The organism is Pseudomonas sp. TUM25319 (assembly GCF_056388475.1).
Genome location: NZ_CM150751.1, coordinates 4,876,521 through 4,896,729 on the forward strand (window position 1 = coordinate 4,876,521; position 20,209 = coordinate 4,896,729).

A 20,209-nucleotide genomic window follows, 5' to 3' on the forward strand; every position below is an offset into this window, starting at 1 on the left:
CGGGAGCGACGAATCGGTCCTTGGCAGGGATGCGCTACTCATTTGGTAGTAGGGGAAAAGCCGGGGTCGCGGACCCCGGCGGTCAGGCTCAGACGTTGAGGAACAGCGCCTGGGCGCTCTTGCGGTCGATACGGCTACGGTACACCTGGATGATGCTCTGGCTGTTGCGCCCTGCTACCCGTTGCGGGGCACGGTCGAAACGCTGCTCGCGGGTCTTCAGGTGACCGGCCGTGAAGTCGGCGGCGGCGGCATCCAGGCTGGCGTAATGAAAATGCGCATACCACAGCGGGCTGCCCTGGGCATCGCTGACCAGGTATTCCTGCAGGTAATCCTGGGCAAAGCCCTTGCGCCGCGCCAGCGCCACCCGCTCGCCGACCCGCGACACCGTGGCCTCGCCTTGCCTGAGCAGGTAGTCCACATGCCCGACAGTGGGCGGTTGTGCCTTGACGATACCGATGCGCAACCGCCGGCCCTCCTCCCGCACCTGACCAGCCTTGGCGGTCAATTGCGCGCCAAGGCGAGCGGCATCGAGACCGGCGACGCTGTCATCCACTGCGTTTTCCCGGGTCAGCGCCGTTTCGATCTGCTGGACCAGGGCATCGAGCGGCCGCGCCTGCATGGCCATGATTTCTTCCATTTCTCCGGCGATGGTTGCCGTGCGCGCCTGGCCACGGATCCGGATCATCTGCCGGTCGGCATTGCCCAGAGCCGCTGTCGCGCGCTTGAGCAAGGTAGCCAGGGTCGGCAACGAGGGACCGGGGCGCTCGACGACGGGCGCCGGTACCGGTTCCCAGACACCGGGTTCGGACGACTCCTGATAACGCGCCAGCTCGCTGTTGTCGATCGGGTCGATCACCACCACCGCATCGGGTCGGTTGTCTTCGGTCTTGCGTCGCGCGCCAACGATCACACCCCGGTTGCGCGTGTGAATGACCACTTGCTTGCGCTGTGTCGCCGGCAGCGTCGCGGTGAGCGGTTCCAGGCGCTCGGGCAGGCTGCGGATACGCTCGGCCAGCGCGGTCTCCGCCTCGGTGTGAACGCGATTGAGGGTCGCCATGTAGGCATCGAAAAAAGGCCGTGATGCGCTGGCCCGTTCGCCATCGCCGTAACCCCGCGCCAGCTCCAGCGCATCGAGGAAATGCCCGACGATGCTGTCGAGTACCTCCAGGGTCTCCTGGTCGCTGAAGGGTTCGGGGCCGGACAGGCTGTCATACATCTGCAGGCCCAGTCGCGCCGATAACAGCGACGAGAACAGCACCCGCGAATCGGCGCCTCGGTCAGCGTCCAGAACCAGGGCGCCCTGCAACGACAGCTCGCTGGCCACCCAGCTTCTGGCGGTGGGCGAATCGGCCAGCAACGTCTTGATCTCGGCAATGGTTTCGCTGCCCCCGGGAATCTGCCCCAGGCGCTGGCAGATGTCATCGATCAGGCCGTGGTAGCGCAACAACTCCCGCACGTTCTCCCGGGCACTGCGACAGGCCACCATCATTCTGTCGTACTCGTCGTTGTAGAGATCCGCCAGATCGTCATCGAGCTGCCAGTCATCGATCAACCGGGCCTCACGCATGGTCTTGTGGTTTTCGGCGAACTTGTGCCGCAACACATACAGCGACTGGACATGATTGGCGGCCAGATCCCGCAGGTTGCGCGCGTGCTTGCGATTGAAACCGGGCTGCGGTTCGAGCTGGTTCAACTCCTGGTACAGCTCGTCGTTCCTGCTCAGTACCGACTCGTGATCACGCAAGTGTCCGCCGTACCGTTCGAGCAGCGCCGGCGAAGGCACGGGCATCTCCGCGACACCGTCCAGATCCTGCCGCAACTGCAGGCTTTCCTGAAGCCGCCGGGACAGCACCGCGATGCGTTCGAGGTCCAGTTGCGCCAGCCGCTCGCGCTTGGCTTCGCGCATCTGCTGAATGCGCCGGTTCAGCGGCATGCCGCCACGCAGCCGAAGGCGCAGATCGAGGCGCCACTGGCCGGGCGCGGCCTCCAGCAGCCAGGGCCCGCGATGGCCCTGGGCATCGATCAACCGCACCCCTTCAGGGCTCACCGTCACCTCATAGACCGCTCCCTCGATCACCACCCACCAGCGTTGCTCGTGCCAGAACAGTCCTCGATCGGGCCCTTCGCTCCTGGGCAGCCCCAATTGTCGCGGCTCGAGCTCGTGCTTGAACCCGTTCAGCCGTTCGCGCTGCGCCGGGCTCAGGCGCCGGTCCATCGTCGCCCAACTGAAGTCCAGCCGATCGAGGCGGGTTCCGGACGGCGAACCCAGCATCATCTCGCTCCCCCGCTCCACCTCGACCGACACCCCTGGGGTCACCGGTCGCGTGTCCAGCGGTCTGCTGGCAGAGCGCTCCGCCAGCAGCAGAAACGCAAGGTTGAACAGCAAATCGGGCAGGCGGGCGGCTTCGTCCTCAGCCGAAGGCGACGCCAACAACGCACGCAGGCTGGCGAACAATGGCAGCATCCAGGCCGCTACGGCCAGCGGGCCGTTGAAGAACGGCAGCAAGGTATTGAGCATCAACCAGCCCAACTCTTCGTAACCCAACCAACGGCTTTCATCGCTGGAGACCGACTGCGCTTCGGCACGGGCGATCAACTCCTGGACGCTGCTCCGGTAGAAGTGCTCCGGCACATCGCCCCCCAGCACCGCCGTTCCCAGCCTGGCCTGCGCAGGAAAACTCAGCGGACCGAACTCGTCCCCCGCCGTAAAGCGCACGACATGGGGCTGGGCGAAGCCGCCGCGGGCATAGACGGCCCGGCGGTTCTGCTCCAGGCGCCCGAGAATGTCCTCCTGCAACGGCCCGTCCTCGCAGAGCGCGTCGAAAAACGCCTCGCGATCGGCGAACTCCAGCAGCGACTGTCGGTGCAACGGGCGATACAGCAGGCAACTGCCCTGCATCGCGACTGACTCGATCAAATAGGCATTACAGGCCACGTCAGGCGCGGCGCCACTGCGGCTGAGAAACGACAGCGGCCGCACGCAGCCCAGGGGCTGCTGGCCAGGTCGGCCGCGAAGGACGTTGTCCAGCCGCGCCACGCTGGCGGCGCTCATCGCTTGCGGTTGGCGCAGATGGGTTTCCAGCGCCAGCAGCGGCAACTGTTCACGCACTTGCGCGCTGAACCGCAACAGACGCGCCGTGCGTTGCCCGGCATCGTCCAGCAGGTACTGGCGCAGAAACTCGGGATAACGCTGGCCAATGTCCAGGCGCGTCACCAGCGCCTTGAGGTAATCCACCGTCAGCCATGGCGGCAGCGCCGCACCGCTGCGGCGTCGCAGGGTCACCGAGCCAGGCCGCAGGGCGGCGAGATTGGCCAGGGCGAACTGCATCGGGTTGAGTACCACCGTGCGCACTTCACCGCCCGTTTCGACGACCCCGCCACTGCCTCCCGCCACTGCCGTGACCTGGCGATTGACCAGCTCGATATCGTCCAGGTCCAATCCGGCCGCATCGGCGTGCTCGTCCTTCAGCGCCTCGGCAATGGCGTGCCGGGCATAATCGGCGGCCGCGGTAATCCCGTCGAGAAACGACATCCCGGCGTCCCGTCGCTGCACGTCGGCCAAACGCAGCAAGCGGGCCGCGTAGTTGCGCTGGTCCTCGGGCCTGGCCTGACGCAGCCAGCCTGGCAACAGGTCGCGGTACAGCGCCAGGGCCTGGCGACGCTGGGCGGCACAAAGCTCGACGAAGGCGCTGGCCTGGTCCAGTTCCCATTCGAGCCTCTCGACGTTTTCCGGCCCGGACGTCAGCCGGGCCAGCCGCTCCACCAGGGCCAGCAACTGTTCGCAGAGCAACTCGGCCTGTGCCGCGAACAGCGAATGCCCGCTCGGGTGCAGGTTCAGCGTGAACGGACGACGTTCGGGAGCCCCATGCGCGGCCACCAGCGCCTGCTCGAAGGCTTCGCGGGAGTCGAAACGGTAGAGACGGCCACTGAGGGTGTAGAGGATCACCAGCGTGCGCGCCGGTTGCGCGATGACGCGCTCGATGAGAACCGCGCTGGCCAGTTCCGGGTCAAGGGCGCTCTCGCCGTCCAGGCCCAGCAACCAGACACTGACATCCTTCAGATTGTCGAACCGGGCGCGCTGCTGCGCCTCGGGAAAGCGCGCCACCAGTTGCACCGTGGCCGCTTCGAGCGGGTCCAGGCTACCGGCCTGGGTCTGCAGTTCGACCGCATCCAGGCAGCGGCGCTGCAGGTAGTCGGCCAGCCACTGGCCGGGCGTGGGCTGCATGCCGTCGCCGGTCCAGAAATCCAGCAAGGCCTGCTGGTAGGTCGCCAGCAGGAAGGGCGCGCAGTCATTGATCAGGGTTTCCACCGCCTGCACGTCCACGCCGGCACTGCGAGGAAACTCGGCGCCCCGCCCCAGGCTGAGAAAGTCGCGGGACGCATCGAGGTTGAGGGTGACGCCAGCGCAGTAGCGCTCGATCAGGACATCGGCCAGGTCGTCGATGCGAAAATCGCCGGCAGGCTGCAGACGGTGCAGGGTGAGGCTGGAGGGCGGCGGGCCGTCGATGGCCCGGGAGCGCCATTGTTCGTCGATGATGCGCCCGGCGACATCATGCAGCGTGGGCCGCGCCGCGAAGCGGCTGGAAAGCGGTCCGCACAGGGGCTCGGCAAGGCCCGTCCGGGGCTGGGAAACAGGGTTCATGGCAGGCTTCCTCATTGCTGAATGAAGCCGCATTCAATCCTTGCCCCGCCCGCCCCGGGCGGTACATCTTGCTGGGTGCGGGATAAAACTCAGCGGTCCTTGAACTGCGCCTCGCGCTTGGCGATGAACGCCGCCATGCCTTCTTTCTGGTCTTCGGTGGCGAACGCCGCGTGGAACACCCGGCGCTCGAAACGCACGCCCTCGGTGAGGGTGACTTCGAAGGCGCGGTTGACCGACTCCTTGACCATCATCGAGATCGGGATCGACTTGCTGGCGATCACCGCCGCTACCTTCAGCGCCTCGTCGAGCAGTTCGGCCTGGGGCACGATACGCGCCACCACGCCGGCGCGCTCGGCTTCTTCGGCGCCCATCAGGCGACCGGTCAGGCACAGTTCCATGGCCTTGGCCTTGCCCACGGCGCGGGTCAGGCGCTGGGTGCCGCCCATGCCCGGCAGCACGCCGAGGTTGATTTCCGGCTGGCCGAACTTGGCATTGTCGGCGGCGAGAATGAAGTCGCACATCAGCGCCAGCTCGCAGCCGCCGCCCAGGGCGAAACCGGAGACCGCGGCGATGATCGGCTTGCGCCGGTTGGCGACGCGGTCGCAGTCGCTGAACAGGTCGTCGACGTAGATCTGCGGGTAGGTCAGCTCAGCCATTTCCTTGATGTCGGCGCCGGCCGCAAAGGCCTTGGCGGAACCGGTGAGGACGATGCAACCGATGTTGGCGTCGGCCTCATAGGCATCCAGCGCCTGGTTCAGCTCGCCGATGATCTGGCGGTTCAGGGCATTGAGCGCCTGGCGCCGGTTGAGGGTGATCAGGCCGACCTTGCCGCGGGTTTCGACGAGGATGGTTTCGAATGTCATGAGCTGCTCCCTTCAAAGATTGCGCGCAATGACCATGCGCTGAATGTCGCTGGTGCCTTCGTAGATCTGGCAGACCCGCACGTCGCGGTAGATCCGCTCCAGCGGGAAGTCGCTCAGATAGCCATAACCGCCGAGGGTCTGCAAGGCATCCGAACAGACCTTTTCGGCCATTTCCGAGGCGAAAAGCTTGGCCATCGACGCTTCCACCAGCGCCGGGCGCCCGGCGTCACGCAGGGCGGCGGCGTGATGCACCATCTGCCGAGCAACGGCGACACGGGTGGCCATGTCGGCCAGACGGAAGGCCACGGCCTGGTGCTCGATCAGCGGCTTGCCGAAGCTCTCGCGCTCGCGGGCGTAGTCCCGGGCCACCTCGAAGGCAGCGCGGGCCATGCCCACCGATTGCGCGGCGATGCCGATGCGGCCACCTTCAAGGTTGGCCAGGGCGATCCGGTAGCCCTCGCCCTCCTCGCCCAGGCGGTTGGCCACCGGCACGCGCACGTCGTCGAAGACGATCTGGCAGGTGTCGGAGGCGTGCTGGCCGAGCTTGTCCTCGACCCGCGCCACCTGGTAACCGGGGCTGTCGGTGGGCACGATGAATGCGGTGATACCGCGCTTGCCGGCGGCAGGATCGGTCACCGCAAAGACGATCACCACCCCGGCATTGCTGCCGGAGGTGATGAACTGCTTGCAGCCGTTGATCACATAGTGATCGCCGTCGCGGCGGGCACGGGTTTTCAGGCTGCTGGCATCGGAGCCGGCCTGCGGCTCGGTCAGGGCAAAGGCACCGAGCATGGCGCCGCTGGCCAGCGGGGTGAGGAAGCGCGCTTTCTGCTCGTCGTTGCCGAACTTGAGGATCGGCACGCAACCCACCGAGTTGTGCACGCTCATGATGGTGGAGCAGGCACCGTCGCCGGCAGCCACTTCTTCCAGGGCCATGGCGTAGGCCAGGTAGCCGGTGTCGCAACCGCCCCACTGCTCCGGCACCAGCATGCCGAAGAAGCCCATGTCCGCCATTTCCGCCATCGCCTCTTTCGGGAAGCGATGCTCGCGGCTCCACTGTTCGGCGAACGGCCGCAGGCGCTCCTGGGCGAACTGGCGGGCGGCATCGGCGATCTGTTGTTGCTCGTCGTTAACCAGCATGGTGCACCTCAGTCCAGAATCTCGACGGCCATGGCCGTGGCTTCGCCGCCGCCGATGCAGATTGCCGCCACGCCGCGGCGCAAGCCTTTCTGGCGCAGGGCCGACAGCAGGGTCACCAGAATCCGCGCACCGGAGGCACCGATCGGATGGCCCAGGGCGCAGGCGCCGCCATGCACGTTGACCTTGTCGTGAGGCAGGTCCAGCGCGTGCATGGCCGCCAGGGTGACCACGGCGAAGGCTTCGTTGATCTCGAACAGATCGACGTCGCCCAGGTTCCATCCCGTGCGCTGCATCAGCTTCTCGATGGCACCGATGGGCGCGGTGGGGAACAGCGCCGGGGTGTCGGCGAAGGCGGCGTGACCGTGGATCACCGCCAGCGGCTTGAGGCCCAGTTGCGCGGCGCGGGACTGGCGCATCAGCACCAGCGCAGCAGCACCGTCGGAAATCGAGCTGGCGTTGGCAGCGGTCACCGTGCCGCCTTCGCGGAAGGCCGGCTTGAGTTGCGGGATCTTGTCCAGGCGCGCTTTCGGCGGTTGCTCGTCATCGCTGACCAGCACCTTTTCCTTGCCCACCGTGACTTCGACCGGAACGATCTCGGCGGCGAAGCTGCCGTCCTTGATCGCCTGCTGGGCGCGGGTCAGCGAGGCGATGGCGAAATCGTCCTGGGCCTGGCGACTGAAGCCGTTGGCGCCGGCGCAGTCCTCGGCGAAGGTGCCCATCAGGCGCCCTTTGTCGTAGGCGTCTTCAAGACCGTCGAAGAACATGTGGTCGATGATCTTTCCGTGGCCCATGCGATAGCCGCTGCGGGCCTTGTCCAGCAGGTACGGGGCGTTGGACATGCTCTCCATGCCACCGGCCACCACCACCTCGGCGCTGCCGGCCAGCAGCAGGTCATGGCCCATGATCGCCGCCTGCATGCCGGAACCGCACATCTTGTTCAGGGTGGTGCAGGTGGTGCCCTTGTCCAGGCCGGCACCGAGCGCCGCCTGGCGTGCCGGCGCCTGGCCGAGGCCGGCCGGCAGCACGCAGCCGAACAGCACCTGCTCGACACTGCCGGCGTCGATGCCGGCGCGCTCGACGGCGGCGCGGATGGCAGCAGCGCCCAGTTGCGGCGCGGTCAGGCTCCTGAGGTCGCCCTGCAAGCCACCCATGGGGGTGCGCACGGCGCTGACGATGACGATCGGGTCGTTGGCGAGGCTCATGATCTTCTCCTTACTTCGCAGCCATGCGCAGCGCACCGTCGAGACGGATCACTTCGCCGTTGAGCATGCTGTTTTCAATGATGTGGCGGGCCAGCGCGGCGTACTCGGCAGGACGGCCCAAACGTGGCGGGAATGGCACTCCGGCAGACAGCGAGTCGCGCACTTCCTGGGTCATGCCGGCCATCATCGGGGTTTCGAAAATGCCCGGCGCGATGGTCATCACGCGGATGCCGAAGCGCGCCAGTTCGCGGGCGGCGGGCAAGGTCAGGCTGGCGATCGCACCTTTGGAGGCGGCGTACGCGGCCTGGCCGATCTGGCCGTCATAGGCGGCGATGGAGGCGGTGTTGATGATCACCCCGCGCTCGCCCTGGTCGTTGGGCTCGCCCTCGGCCATGGCCGCGGCGGCCAGGCGCAGCAGGTTGAAACTGCCGACCAGGTTGACGTTGATCACCCGGCTGAAACTGTCCAGGCCATGGGGGCCGTTCTTGCCCAGGACCTTCTCGGCACCGACGATGCCAGCGCAGTTGACCAGTCCGTGCAGGCTGCCGAAGGCGGCCACGGCGGCATCGACGGCGGCCTTGGCCGCGTCTTCGCGGCTGATATCGGCCACGCTGTAGCGGGCGTTGTCACCGAGTTCGGCGGCCTTGGCCGCGACCGCTTCGGCGTTCAGGTCAACCAGCATCACCCGGGCACCGGCCTCGATGAGCATCTGCGCGGTGGCGGCACCGAGGCCCGAGGCCCCGCCGCTGACGATGAAGTTCTTGTTGGCGATTTGCATGGTGTGGTCCTCAGGCGCTGGCCTTGTGGGCGTGCGCGGCTTGTTGAAGGGCGATTTCCTGGTTGCGCAGGATGAAACGCTGCAGCTTGCCGCTCGGGGTCTTGGGCAGCTCGCTGACGAATTCGATTTCACGCGGGTAGGCGTGGGCATACAGGCGCTGGCGTACATGCTGACGCAATGCTTCGGCCAGCTCGTCGCTGGCTGCCACACCGGCACCGAGCACGACGAAGGCCTTGATCAGCTCGGTTCGCTCGGGGTCGGGCTTGCCGATCACCGCCGCCTCGATCACCGCCGGGTGCTCGATCAGCGCGCTTTCCACGTCGAACGGCCCGACCCGGTAGCCGGAGGTGGTGATGACGTCGTCACTGCGACCGACGAAGCTGATGCTGCCGTCGGTGTTCAACTCGACGGTGTCACCGCTCAGGTAGTACTTGCCGACGAAGGCTTTGGTCGGCTGGCCGTGGTAGCCGGGGAACCAGCACAAAGGCGATTGCTCGCGATCCACCGCAAGAATGCCCGGCTGGCCGGCCGGCAGTTCGTTGTACTGCTCGTCGAGCACGACGATGCGATGGCCGGGAATGGCATAGCCGGCCGAGCCCAGGGTTACCGGATGCTCCAGGGCATGGTGGTTGCACAGGACCATGCCCAGTTCGGTCTGGCCGTAATGGTCGTGGATGGTCACGTCCAGCTCCTCGCGGAACCAGCGGATCACTTCCGGATTCAACGGTTCGCCGGCGCTGCTGACCACCCGCAGGCGACCCTTGATCGGTGCCGAGAACTCCGCGCCGGCGGCGATCAGCATGCGGTAGGCGGTGGGCGACCCGGCCAGGTTGGTGATGCCGTGCCGGTCGATCACCCGGCAGGTGCTTTCGACACTGAACGGCCCGTCGAAGAACGTGGTGGCGCAGCCCAGCGACAGCGGGCCGGTGACTGCGTAGTAGAGACCGTAGGCCCAGCCCGGATCGGCGAGGTTCCAGAAAACGTCGTCCGGACGCAGGTCGATGGCATCGCGCATGTAGCCCTGGAAGGCGACGATCGCCCGCAGCGGTACCTGCAGCGGCTTGGCAGGCCCGGTGGTGCCGGAGGTGAACATCATCAGGAACGGCGCATCACCCGGCAGCAGCACCGGCTCGCAGTCCGGACTGGCGGCGGCCAGTGCCGTGTGGAAATCGATGTCGCCGCTGCCTTCGCGGGCGTTGACGCAGACGATGGTCGGGCACTGTTCGACGTCATCGAGCTTGGCCCGGTTGTTCGGTTCGGTGACCACGACGCGGGCCCCGGAGGCGTGCACCCGGTGCGCGATGGCGGTGGGACCGAAGGCGGTGAACAGCGGTTGATAGACCGCACCGAGACGCCAGGTGGCAAGCACGGTAACCAGCAATTCGACAGTGCGTGGCAACAGGCCAGCGACCCGGTCACCCGTGCCGACGCCTTGCGCCCGGAGCACATTGGCCAGGCGCGCGGCGCTGTCCTGTAGCTCACTGAAACGGTAGCTGGCGCTCTGGCCATCGCGGCCTTCCCAGCGCAGCGCCAGGCCATCGCCCGCAACATGCCGGTCGCAGCATTCGACGCAGGCATTGAGCCCGTCGAGGTTGCCAGCCAACGCGTCACGGACGGCCTGCTGGTAATTGAAGGTACTTGCCGCCGCGCGGTAATCACGCATCGCCAGACTCCTCGTTTTTTATTGTTGGAATAACGAAAGGTCCGGAAATAGTCGCGCCGCAGACGGGGTCCGGCAATGGTCAAAGCTGTCAATCTGATTGACTGGTTTGGCCACTGCCGCAAAGCGCGTCCGTCAGGGCACTGCAGTGTCGCGCAGGGCATCCTCCGTGAGGCGCCGCGCCAGCCCTTCGAGCGCAGCATCGCGCTCGCTGGCAAGACGGTTCATGGCATTCAGGTAGTCGCCTTCCGGCATGCTGGCCTCCCGTGCCGCCAGACCGTCCAGCCGCGTCCAGAAATCGGCTTCCAGCTCACTGAACGCATCGCCACGCTGCTCTCGCAGCCAGGCCAGCCAGAAGTCGCGGGTGGCAATGAATGCTGTCAGTTCCTCGCCGGCTTCGGCGGCGCGCACGGTGGCGCGGCCTCGCGCAGGTTGCGTTGAGACACCCCGGCGACCTCGGAGAACTGCATGTGCCCGGGCTGGCCGGGCAGGTCCAGCTCGCGTGCGAGACCGACGCGGTACGCCAGGCTGACCTCGACGTCGTCGACACCTCGCCCCATCGATTCACGGGTTTCGATGTCTTCACGGGCGATTCGCTCGAGCCGGTCCAGCCTGAACAGACGGCGGGCGAAGTGCAACAGCGCGGCGCCCTTCTGGCCGGGTCGCGAACGGGCACTGGCCTGGAACAACAGGAAGCGCACTTCCAGCACGCTGAAATTGCTCGAGACGCTGTCCACACAGGTCGCCGGACTGGCCGCAAGGTCGAACAGGTTTTCCCGCAGCTCGGTGTTCTCCGCCATGGCCTGCACCATGCGCCACACACGCACGCGCAGGTCGTCAGCCGCGTGGCGGAACTCGGCGCTGGCGAGCAGGCTGTTGAGCAGGTTGAAGAACGGCGTGGAGCCTTCCTCGGCCACCAGGTTGTCCCACTGGGTACGCAACCCTTCCAGTTGATCCCCCTCCGCGCTTTCCAGCCACCGCTGACGGGTCACTGCCGAAGCCGGCTCGGCCGGCGTCCCCTCGGCTTGCTCGAGCACCTCCCACAGCCGTGAGCGAACCGCCTGCAGGAAAGGGTTGCCTTGCAGCAGCGTCGCATCGCGCATCCTGGCCGACGAGGTGAAGAAGCCGTCGGGCAGCGTCTCCATGGCGTTGCCGCGCAAGTCGGCCATCTCCAGAAAGCCCCGCGTGAGCAGGCCCGCCGGCAATTCCAGCAGGCCGGTGCGGCGCATGCTCAGCCGGCGCAGGTGGTTGAGCGGACGCAGGTCCGGCGAACGGCCCAACGGGTTGCGATCCAGGTACAGCACCTCCAGCCGTCCGAGGGAAGACAGCACCTGCGCTCCGCTGTCGCTCAAACGGATGAGGTTGCCGTCCATCACCAGCTCGCGCAGCTCGGGCATGCCGCTCAGCGCCGCCGGCATGTCGGTCAGGCCGTTGCCGCTCAGGTCCAGCCAGCGCAGGTTGACGAAGCGCTGCAGAAAACCATCGACCTGCTGCGTCTGGCCCGCCTCGGGCATGTTCAGATCGACCACATGGGAAAAGTCCACGTCGCCCGGCAGCTCCGGCAGATCGCCGATGGCGACATGCCCCAGGTTCAGGCGATAGCCCATTACGCTCCCATCGACGGCGAAAACCTGGGAGGTCTGGCGGCGCCAGCAACGACAGATTTCATCGGCAACCCGCCGGCGTGAGTTCAGGGAAAAGGGTGTCGCCTGCTGCTGCCAGCGGTTCAGGGTCTGTTCAAGGCTCAACAGCGATGATTCGCAGCGCAGCAGTTCCCCCATGGGATCGGCGTGATCGGCCTGGAGTCGCAACAGGAATGCATCGACCTGCGCATCGTCGAACCCCGGATACAAGGTACGTACCAGATTGCTCAGGGTGCTTTGCCCCAGGCGGCCGCGCCCGCTGAGCAGATAGCCACGCTGTCCCCGCCCCCCCTCCTGCAGGTCGCGGAACGACGGCTGGGGCCCGGAAAGGCCGAGCAGACCTGCCAGGCGCTGGCGCTCGCTCAAGGCGGCGTCACGCAAGGTGCCATGCAACCGCCCGGCAGCGTCCGCGTCGTCCCAACCCAGTGTGCGGCAATGCTCCTGGCCGAGAGCCGTCAGGATGGCCTGGTACAGGCTGCCGGCGGGTGCGAGGCTCTGGCTGCGGTCGGCAGTGGCGCTGTCGAAGACTTCGAACAGGCCGTCCTCACGCGTCAGCACGCGTGTTTCCAGGGTTTGCGACGGCCCCAGCAAACGCTCCTGCGGTGCGCTGGACAGTCCGCCTTCTCGCAGCTCGATGTTCAATCCGGCTGGCCAGGCAGGCATGCGGCGCAGCAAGGCGAATACCAGCCTTACGGTGTCGGTCCGGTAGACATTGTTCAGGCACAGGCCTTCGACCGCCGCCGCTACGCGGGCCTCACGCACGTGCATCAGGGCTCGCTCGTTCAACGCCAGGGGGATGCGGCCATCGCGGGTGAGCGTCAATTGGTGGCTGGCACGCGCTTCATCGACCAGGGTCTGCGCAGCCACCGCGGGAAGCGCTGGAAAACCCCGGCGCAGCACCGCCGCCGCATGATCGAGCACCGGCTCACGGACAATGGCCGCATGGTCGAACAACGCATAGCGCAGCGCAGTGGAACGGGCCTTCCATAGCGCCAGTTCGGCCGAGCGCGGACGGGCCTGCCCGTCGGGCAGACGGCGCAGATAACTGCACAATACCGGGTCCAGCGCTTCCGCGGAGCTGGCGCTGGGCAACTGCTCGAAGAAACGATCAATGGCCGCGTCCAGCACCGAATGCTGCAGCGCCAGCGCCAGCGCCGGAGGCGCCGGTCGTTGCTCGACCAACAGCCCGCGCATGGTCGCTTCGTCGTAACCGGCAATGCCAACCGCCAGGTTGCGCGCCTCATCCGACAGTTGGTGCGCCGGGGGACCAAAACGGCGCAGCAAGGGGATCAGGTCCCGCCACTCAAGGGGGTGGTCTCCCTGTATCCACCAGGCGCCACCATTGTTCCCGAGCAACGGCGGCGCATAGGCCCAGCGCCGTACCGAATGGACGAGCCTCAGTACACTGACCGGCGTCAGCCGACCCACTTCATAGACCTGCCCTTCCCGGCGCCACCACCGCCGTCCCCGCGCGTGGATCAGTCCATCACCGGCGACTTCGCCCACGCCGGGAAGCGGTGAGCGATACGGCTGCAGGTCGGTGCTCCAGAGACGCTCGCCACCATCTGCCCGCACGACCGGCCTCAACCCGTCCACGAAGGCACTGCGCCGCAAGGCGCGTATGCCCAGGGCCGTGGTACCTGCCACTGCGGTACTGACCGCCAGGTTTCGCGCAACCCCCAGAAAGTGCTCCAGCGCCTCCGCGCGCTGGCCATGGGTCCAGTCCTGAACGCCCTCATAGAGGTCCTTGAGCGTGTCCCAGGCGAGGTTCGCCAGCATCAACTGACCAACGCCGGGCAGGAACGACGCGGCCAGGCCGATCACCGACAGACCGGCGTCCTCCAGCGCTCGCACGCGCTGCTGGTGCGCGGACTGGTCGGTGTCGGCCGTGGAGACGATCAACGACGCCGCGTCGGACTTGATACGTTGAATCTGCCGCAAGACCAGGCTGCCGAAGGTCACGCGCTCGGATGGCAAGCCGACCATCTCCAGTTCCGGCCGCAGATCCTCGAGCCGCGGGAGCAGGCGCTGGAGAAAGCCCAGACGGTCGTCGTGACGCAATTGCCCCATGAAGAACGCCTGGTACTCGGGATCTTTCAGGTCCTCGGCCAGTTCGCTGCCCAACTGGTGCCAGGACGGCTGCTGGCGCAAGGCACAGCGAGGATCGTTGGGGATGTACAGAATCACCTGCCGCGTCAGACTCGCGTCATACCAACGGATCGCACCCGGCAACGACTCGCTCCGGGTCTCGAAGACCAGAGCCTCTGGAACCGGGAAGCCGAGCACCTCCAGCGAACGACAGCGCAGTGGCCGTTGCGTGTAGGCGGTCTGCCCGGTGCCTTCGAGCATCTCCTCGAACATGGCCAGGGCATCGGCATCGATGTGCCCCAGCAGGTGGCTGCGGTAGACCTGGGCACGCAGCGTGCAGCGCCGGTCTTCGGCCAGCAAATGAAGAACCTGCTGACGGGCCGTTTCATCGGCGGGTTGCAGCACCGAATCCAGATGACTCTGATAGGCGCTGCCCAGGTCGAGCTGGCGACAGGTCGCGGCCAGCCACTCGGGCGGAATGTTCAGTACGCGGCCATCCTCAACCATACCGGCCCCCGGATAGTAGTACGAAGCGTTGGCCTGCCCCTGGGTGAAATTCAGCAGCACACGCTGAAGCAGGTCGCTGTCGCGCGGCATCAGCCGGAACACCGGCAGATCGCTCTCGGTCACGCGAAAAGGCGGTTGTTCGACGCGCAGACGAACATCCCGCCAGTGGACACGTCCGCTTTCCACCGCCCCGCCGGGAGCCGCCCGCAATGCGTGGTCCAGACGCTCCCTGGCAAAGGCCTCGATCGGCTGCAGGCTCTGCAGCAGCTCGGCCACCCGGGTCTGCTGCACCTGGTGCAGCTCAAGGCTGCCCTGCAGTTTCTCGATATGCTCCGGTGATGCGGACTTGAGCCAGAACGGCAGGCGGGTGGCGGTGAAACGGTCGAGGGCCGTGCGGTCGTCCAGCACGGACAAGGGCGTTGAGAGGGACATGGGGCGGCTCCTGGGGAAAAGAGCCGGCAGCCTAGAAAGCCCGGGCGACCGCCGTCAGCGGGAAGGCTGGCCGCCTGCGGCAACTGCGCCGGGCCAGCCTCAGGCGCTGGCCAGCACCAGGCTGCGATAGTGTCCGGGGTTGCAGCCGCACCACTTGCGGAAGGCCTTGTAGAACGAACTGGTATCGGCAAACCCCAGGCGTTCGGCAATCTCGGCGAAGCTGATCTCGGCGTGGGCCAGCCAGCCGATGGCCAGGTCCTTGCGCACGCTGTCCTTCAGTGCCTGGTAGGTCTGCCCTTCGTCGGCCAGGCGCCGGCGCAGGGTCGAAGCGGAGATGCACAGGCGCTGGGCCAGCGCCTCGGTTTCCGGCCACTGCTGCGCGGGGCACTGGCGCAGGTCGTCCTTGATCCGCCGCGCCAGGCTGTCGGGGTCGCGGTACTTGACCAGGATATTGCCCGGTGCCTGGGCCAGGAAACGCTGCAACTCCTCGTCGCTGCGGCGTACCGGCAGGTCCAGGCAGTCGGCAGCGAAGATCATCCGCGTGCGCGGCCGGGCGAAGCGCAGGTTCTGCGAGAACATCACCCGGTAGTCGTCGCAGAACGCCGGCTGCTCGCAGCGCAGTTCGATGGCCAGGATCGGAATGCGCCGCCCGGCCAGCCAGCACGCCACACCGTGGACGATCATCCAGAAGGTGAAGTAGGTGAAGGGCCGGCGCGGATCCTGGTGCGGCTCGCCGATAACGACTTCGGCGAGGCTCTGCTGGCGCACCAGCACGGGGTGCAGGTGCTCGAACATCAGCGAGAGAAACTCCAGCACCGAGGCCAGGGCCGTACCCACGGTGGGCTGGGCCATGGACGAACGGCAAAGGAAGGCCAGGCTGCCACTGCGCAGGCCGCGCGGATCCATGCAGAAGAACTCGTCATTGCAGCGCCGCGCCAGCAATCGCCACAGCCGCGCATAGGCCGTGGCGGGCACCCGGGCCTCGGCTTGCTCCAGTTGCGCCGGATCGATGCCGACCCGGGTCAGCACCTCAAGGGTCGCCGTGCCCGACGGGCAGCTCTGCAACAGCGCTTCGCGCACCAGTTGCATGGAGATGGTGTCTTTCTCCGTTTTCAAAACAGTCATTCGCCTTGGATTGCGTGATGACCGGCATCTTAGGCCGGTACCGGGAAAAAACCAGTGTTCAGGCGGTCCCCGCCAGGTCCATGAACGCGCGGATCAGGCGCAGTTCACGGCGACGTTCCAGACAGCCAAGCATATGCCGGTTGACCAACCCCGCGCCGGCGATGGGCCGCGCCACCACTCGCGGGTCGTGGCTCAGTTCCGCCGACGAAACGATACCGATGCCCAGTTGCGCCGCCACCGCCTCGCTCACCGCTTCGCGGCTGTCCAGCTCCAGCAGCACCCGCGGCTGCACGCCGGTGTCGGCGCAGGCCTGGTCGAAGGTGCGGCGGGTTATCGAACTGGGCTCACGCAGCACCATGATCTGCCGGTCCAGCGCGGCCAGGGCCAGCTCATCAACGCTATCGGCCCTCGGGTGGGCCGCCGGCAGCAGCGCACAGATGCGCGAGTCGCCAAGGCTTTGCAGGTGCACGCCCTTGCGCGGCTCGACCTCGGTCAGCACCGCCACATCGGCGTGTTCGGACAGCAGCGCGGCGAGGGTTTCCTGCGCGTTGCCCAGACGCAGGTTGACGGTGATGCCGGGATAGCGCTCGCGCAGTTGTGCGAGCATCGGCATGACCCGGTGCGGTCCGTCCGCCGCCACCTCCAGGCGCCCGGTGAGCAACTGGCGGTTGGCTTCGAGCATCGCCTGGGCTTCCTCGGCAAGGCCAAACAAGGCGCGGGTGATCGCCGCCAGGCGGGTGCCCTCCTCGGTCAGCTCGACCCGACGGGCGGTGCGACGCAGCAGGGTGATCTGGTAGTGCTCCTCCAGCGCCTTGACGTGGCCGGTGACCGCCGGCTGGCTGATGAACAGGCGGCTGGCGGCGCGGGTAAAGCTGCCTTCGCGGGCAACGGCATCGAAGGCGCGGAGCTGGAACAGGTTCATATTTATCGGCCTGACTTATGGCTGGCATAACAACAAACAATTTGATTGATGATGCGCCGGATTGCAACGTAGGGCCCATAGATTCTGCCCACCGCCAGCGAGAACCACGATGACCAACGCCCCTATCCTGCTGACCCCCGGCCCCCTGACCACCTCGGCGCGCACCCGCCAGGCGATGCTGCTGGACTGGGGTTCCTGGGACCGTGACTTCAACCAACTGACCGCCAGCCTCTGCGAGCAGCTGCTGGCCATCGTCAACGGCAGCGCCACTCACCACTGCGTGCCCCTGCAGGGCAGCGGCACCTTCGCCGTGGAAGCGGCGATCGGCACCCTGGTGCCACGGGACGGCAAGGTCCTGGTGCTGATCAACGGCGCCTACGGCCAGCGCCTGGCGAAGATCTGCAAGGTGCTGGGCCGCACGTACAGCACCTTCCAGACCGCCGAGGACGAACCGACCACCGCCGCCGACGTCGATCGCCTGCTGCGCGAAGACCCGAGCCTGACCCACGTCGCGCTGATCCACTGCGAAACCAGCACCGGCATCCTCAACCCGCTGGCCGAGATCGCCCAGGTGATCGCCGGCCACGGCAAGCGTCTGATCATCGACGCCATGAGCTCCTTCGGCGCGCTGCCGATCGACGCCGCCCAGGTGCCCTTCACGGCGCTGATCGCCGCCTCCGGCAAATGCCTGGAAGGCGTGCCGGGCATGGGCTTCGTCTTCGCCGAAAAAGGCGCCCTGGCCGCCGCCGAAGGCAACAGCCACTCCCTGGCAATGGACCTGCACGACCAGCACACCTACATGGCCCGGACCGGCCAATGGCGCTTCACTCCACCGACCCACGTGGTGGCGGCGCTGCACGAGGCACTGCTGCAGTACAACGAAGAAGGCGGCCTGCCGGCGCGGCACCAGCGCTATGCCGACAACTGCAAGGCCCTGCTCGACGGCATGGCCGCCCTGGGCCTGCGCAGCTTCCTGCCGGCGGACATCCAGGCGCCGATCATCGTCACCTTCCACGCCCCGCGGGACAGTCGCTACCAGTTCAAGGACTTCTACGAGCGGGTCAAGGCCAAGGGTTTCATCCTCTACCCCGGCAAGCTGACCGAGGTCGAGACCTTCCGCGTCGGCTGCATTGGCTGCGTCGGACCGGACGGCATGCGCGCCGCCGTGAATGCCGTGGCCGAGGTGCTGCGGGAAATGGAAGTCGTGGATATCTGAGTCATCACCCCTACCCAATCCGTCGCTCGAAAACGATCAAGGAACGCTTTCAATGAACTACAGCAACCCGAAACAATTGCAGGCCGCGATTCTCGACTGGGCTGGCACCGTGGTGGACTTCGGCTCCTTCGCACCGACCCAGATCTTCGTCGAGGCCTTCGCCGAATTCGACGTCGAGGTCTCCATCGACGAAGCCCGCGGCCCGATGGGCATGGGCAAGTGGGACCACATCCGCACCCTGTGCGACCAGCCGCAGATCGCCGAGCGCTACCGCAAGGTGTTCGGCCGGGCGCCGAGCGACGATGACGTCACCGCGATCTACAACCGCTTCATGCCGCTGCAGATCGAGAAGATCGGCGTGCACTCGGCGCTGATCCCCGGCGCCCTCGACACCATTGGCCGGCTGCGCGCCGACGGGCTGAAGATCGGCTCCTGCTCGGGCTATCCGAAAGTGGTGATGGACAAGGTGGTGGAGCTGGCGGCGCAGAACGGCTATGTCGCCGATCACGTGGTGGCCACCGACGAAACCCCGAACGGTCGCCCGTGGCCGGCCCAGGCCCTGGCCAACGTGATTGCCCTGGGCATTGACGACGTAGCGGCCTGCGTGAAAGTGGACGATACCGTGCCGGGCATTCTCGAAGGCCGTCGTGCTGGCATGTGGACCGTGGCACTGGTGTGCTCGGGCAACGCCCTGGGCCTGACCTACGAAGGCTACAAGGCGCTGGACGCCGAGACCCTGGCCAGCGAGCGCAAGCGCATCGATGCCCTGTTCGAAGGCTCGCGCCCGCACTACCTGATCGACACCATCAACGAACTGCCGGCGGTGGTGGCGGATATCAATCGCCGTCTGGCGGCGGGGGAAATGCCGCAAGCGATGTAACCGTTCGGACCCCATCGCCGGCAACGCCGGCTCCCACGGACGGTTTGCACCAGACCCTGCGGGAGCCGGCCTTGCCGGCGATGGGGCCCTTGCAGTCAACCCTGGTGCCTGGCCACCCACTTGCCAAAGCTGTCGATGAACCCCTGCAGGAACGGCCGCGCCTTCTCCGACAGCTTGCCCTGTTCATCGAACAGGCTCGCCGCCCCACCCACATACGCCTCCGGCTGCTGCATGCACGGCACGTCGAGGAACACCAGCGACTGACGCAGGTGATGGTTGGCACCAAAGCCCCCCACCGCCCCCGGCGACACGCTGATCACCGCCCCCGGCTTGCCGCTGAACACGCTCTGGCCATAAGGCCGCGACCCCACGTCGATGGCGTTCTTCAAGGCGCCCGGCACCGAACGGTTGTACTCCGGGGTCACGAACAACAGCGCCTGGGTGCCCTTGATCTGCTCGCGGAACTGCTTGTAGGCCGCCGGCGGGTCGGTGTCGATGTCTTCGTTGTAGAGCGGCAGGTCGCCGATCTCGATGATCTTCAACTTGAGGTTCGAGGGCGCCAGTTCGCCAAGGGCCTGGGCCACCTTGCGATTGAGCGATGCCTTGCGCAAGCTGCCGACCAGCACTGCAACCGTATAAACCTGGCTCATGACCACTTCCACCTGTACGAATAAAGGGAATTGGTAGTTATAGATGACCGACGCCAGCTGTGAGGTTTTTTTCCGGCCGGGCAAAACTTCCCCGCCGGGGCCATGGTCTATGGCTCACAGAGATCATTTATTTCAGAGGTCACACGCGAAATGACAGCAGTACTGGTCGGGCAATTTCATGCACGGGATGCTGAAGGACGCATCTACCCCGTGCATGAGTTTCAGGAAGCCACCCTGCAGGCCGATGGAAATGCCGCCTCATTACCGATCACCACCTACCGCCTCGCCATCGGCGACCGGGTGAATCATCTGGGCGAGGACCGCTTCGAACTGGTGCAGAGCGGCGTCGAACTGATTCGGGTGCCCTGAACACGCCTCCTCACACGACCCGGGATGCTGGCCCGCTGCTGCTCGATGAAAAGGGCCAGTTGCTGGCCCTGGGCCGGGTTGGCGATGTCCGG

General features: G+C 66.5%; 14 protein-coding genes. 3 read left to right on the forward strand and 11 right to left on the reverse strand.

Annotated features, from left to right (window positions below; genetic code table 11):
* Positions 1-88 precede the first annotated feature (88 nt).
* The 10 genes from AC05QJ_RS22190 to AC05QJ_RS22235 form a co-directional block, all read right to left on the reverse strand.
* Complete coding sequence (locus tag AC05QJ_RS22190; protein WP_476743417.1) at positions 89-4,642, reverse strand: dermonecrotic toxin domain-containing protein; 4,554 nt, start codon at positions 4,640-4,642, stop codon at positions 89-91.
* 89 nt (positions 4,643-4,731) lie between these two features.
* Positions 4,732-5,505: an enoyl-CoA hydratase gene (locus AC05QJ_RS22195; protein ID WP_476743418.1), complete on the reverse strand. Its 774-nt coding sequence runs from the start codon at positions 5,503-5,505 to the stop codon at positions 4,732-4,734.
* 12 nt (positions 5,506-5,517) lie between these two features.
* The gene (locus AC05QJ_RS22200) at positions 5,518-6,645 is read right to left on the reverse strand and encodes an acyl-CoA dehydrogenase (RefSeq protein ID WP_476743419.1); all 1,128 of its coding nucleotides are present in this window, start codon (positions 6,643-6,645) and stop codon (positions 5,518-5,520) included.
* A gap of 8 nt (positions 6,646-6,653) precedes the next feature.
* On the reverse strand, positions 6,654-7,847 hold the full coding sequence (locus tag AC05QJ_RS22205) for an acetyl-CoA C-acyltransferase (protein ID WP_476743420.1): 1,194 nt from the start codon (positions 7,845-7,847) through the stop codon (positions 6,654-6,656).
* Between the two features lie 10 nt (positions 7,848-7,857).
* Positions 7,858-8,625, reverse strand: coding sequence for an SDR family NAD(P)-dependent oxidoreductase (locus tag AC05QJ_RS22210; RefSeq protein ID WP_476743421.1), 768 nt, complete (start codon positions 8,623-8,625; stop codon positions 7,858-7,860).
* Positions 8,626-8,635: 10 nt separating this feature from the next.
* Entirely contained in the window at positions 8,636-10,288 is a 1,653-nt protein-coding gene (locus AC05QJ_RS22215) for an AMP-binding protein (RefSeq protein WP_476743422.1), read from the reverse strand.
* A gap of 132 nt (positions 10,289-10,420) precedes the next feature.
* Positions 10,421-10,696, reverse strand: a complete 276-nt coding sequence (locus AC05QJ_RS22220; RefSeq protein ID WP_476743423.1) for a hypothetical protein — start codon at positions 10,694-10,696, stop codon at positions 10,421-10,423.
* Positions 10,666-14,955 carry an NEL-type E3 ubiquitin ligase domain-containing protein gene (locus AC05QJ_RS22225; protein ID WP_476743424.1) on the reverse strand — a complete coding sequence of 1,430 codons (4,290 nt, stop codon included), beginning with the start codon at positions 14,953-14,955 and terminating at the stop codon, positions 10,666-10,668. The genes AC05QJ_RS22220 and AC05QJ_RS22225 overlap by 31 nt, the downstream gene beginning before the upstream one ends.
* A gap of 99 nt (positions 14,956-15,054) precedes the next feature.
* Positions 15,055-16,080 carry an AraC family transcriptional regulator gene (locus tag AC05QJ_RS22230; RefSeq protein ID WP_476743425.1) on the reverse strand — a complete coding sequence of 342 codons (1,026 nt, stop codon included), beginning with the start codon at positions 16,078-16,080 and terminating at the stop codon, positions 15,055-15,057.
* Between the two features lie 58 nt (positions 16,081-16,138).
* Positions 16,139-17,002: a LysR substrate-binding domain-containing protein gene (locus AC05QJ_RS22235; RefSeq protein ID WP_476743426.1), complete on the reverse strand. Its 864-nt coding sequence runs from the start codon at positions 17,000-17,002 to the stop codon at positions 16,139-16,141.
* Positions 17,003-17,111: 109 nt separating this feature from the next.
* Between AC05QJ_RS22235 and AC05QJ_RS22240 the strand changes: the two genes are divergently transcribed.
* Together AC05QJ_RS22240 and phnX are read left to right on the forward strand one after the other, a co-directional pair.
* Positions 17,112-18,218, forward strand: a complete 1,107-nt coding sequence (locus tag AC05QJ_RS22240; protein WP_476743427.1) for a 2-aminoethylphosphonate--pyruvate transaminase — start codon at positions 17,112-17,114, stop codon at positions 18,216-18,218.
* 52 nt (positions 18,219-18,270) lie between these two features.
* Positions 18,271-19,098, forward strand: coding sequence for a phosphonoacetaldehyde hydrolase (gene phnX / locus AC05QJ_RS22245; RefSeq protein WP_476743428.1), 828 nt, complete (start codon positions 18,271-18,273; stop codon positions 19,096-19,098).
* A 95-nt stretch (positions 19,099-19,193) separates the two neighbouring features.
* Here the strand turns inward: phnX and AC05QJ_RS22250 are convergent, their stop codons facing one another.
* On the reverse strand, positions 19,194-19,748 hold the full coding sequence (locus AC05QJ_RS22250) for an NADPH-dependent FMN reductase (protein WP_476743429.1): 555 nt from the start codon (positions 19,746-19,748) through the stop codon (positions 19,194-19,196).
* A gap of 150 nt (positions 19,749-19,898) precedes the next feature.
* On the opposite strand from AC05QJ_RS22250, the gene AC05QJ_RS22255 reads away from it, so the two are divergent.
* Positions 19,899-20,117, forward strand: a complete 219-nt coding sequence (locus AC05QJ_RS22255) for a hypothetical protein (RefSeq protein ID WP_476743430.1) — start codon at positions 19,899-19,901, stop codon at positions 20,115-20,117.
* Positions 20,118-20,209: the final 92 nt, after the last annotated feature.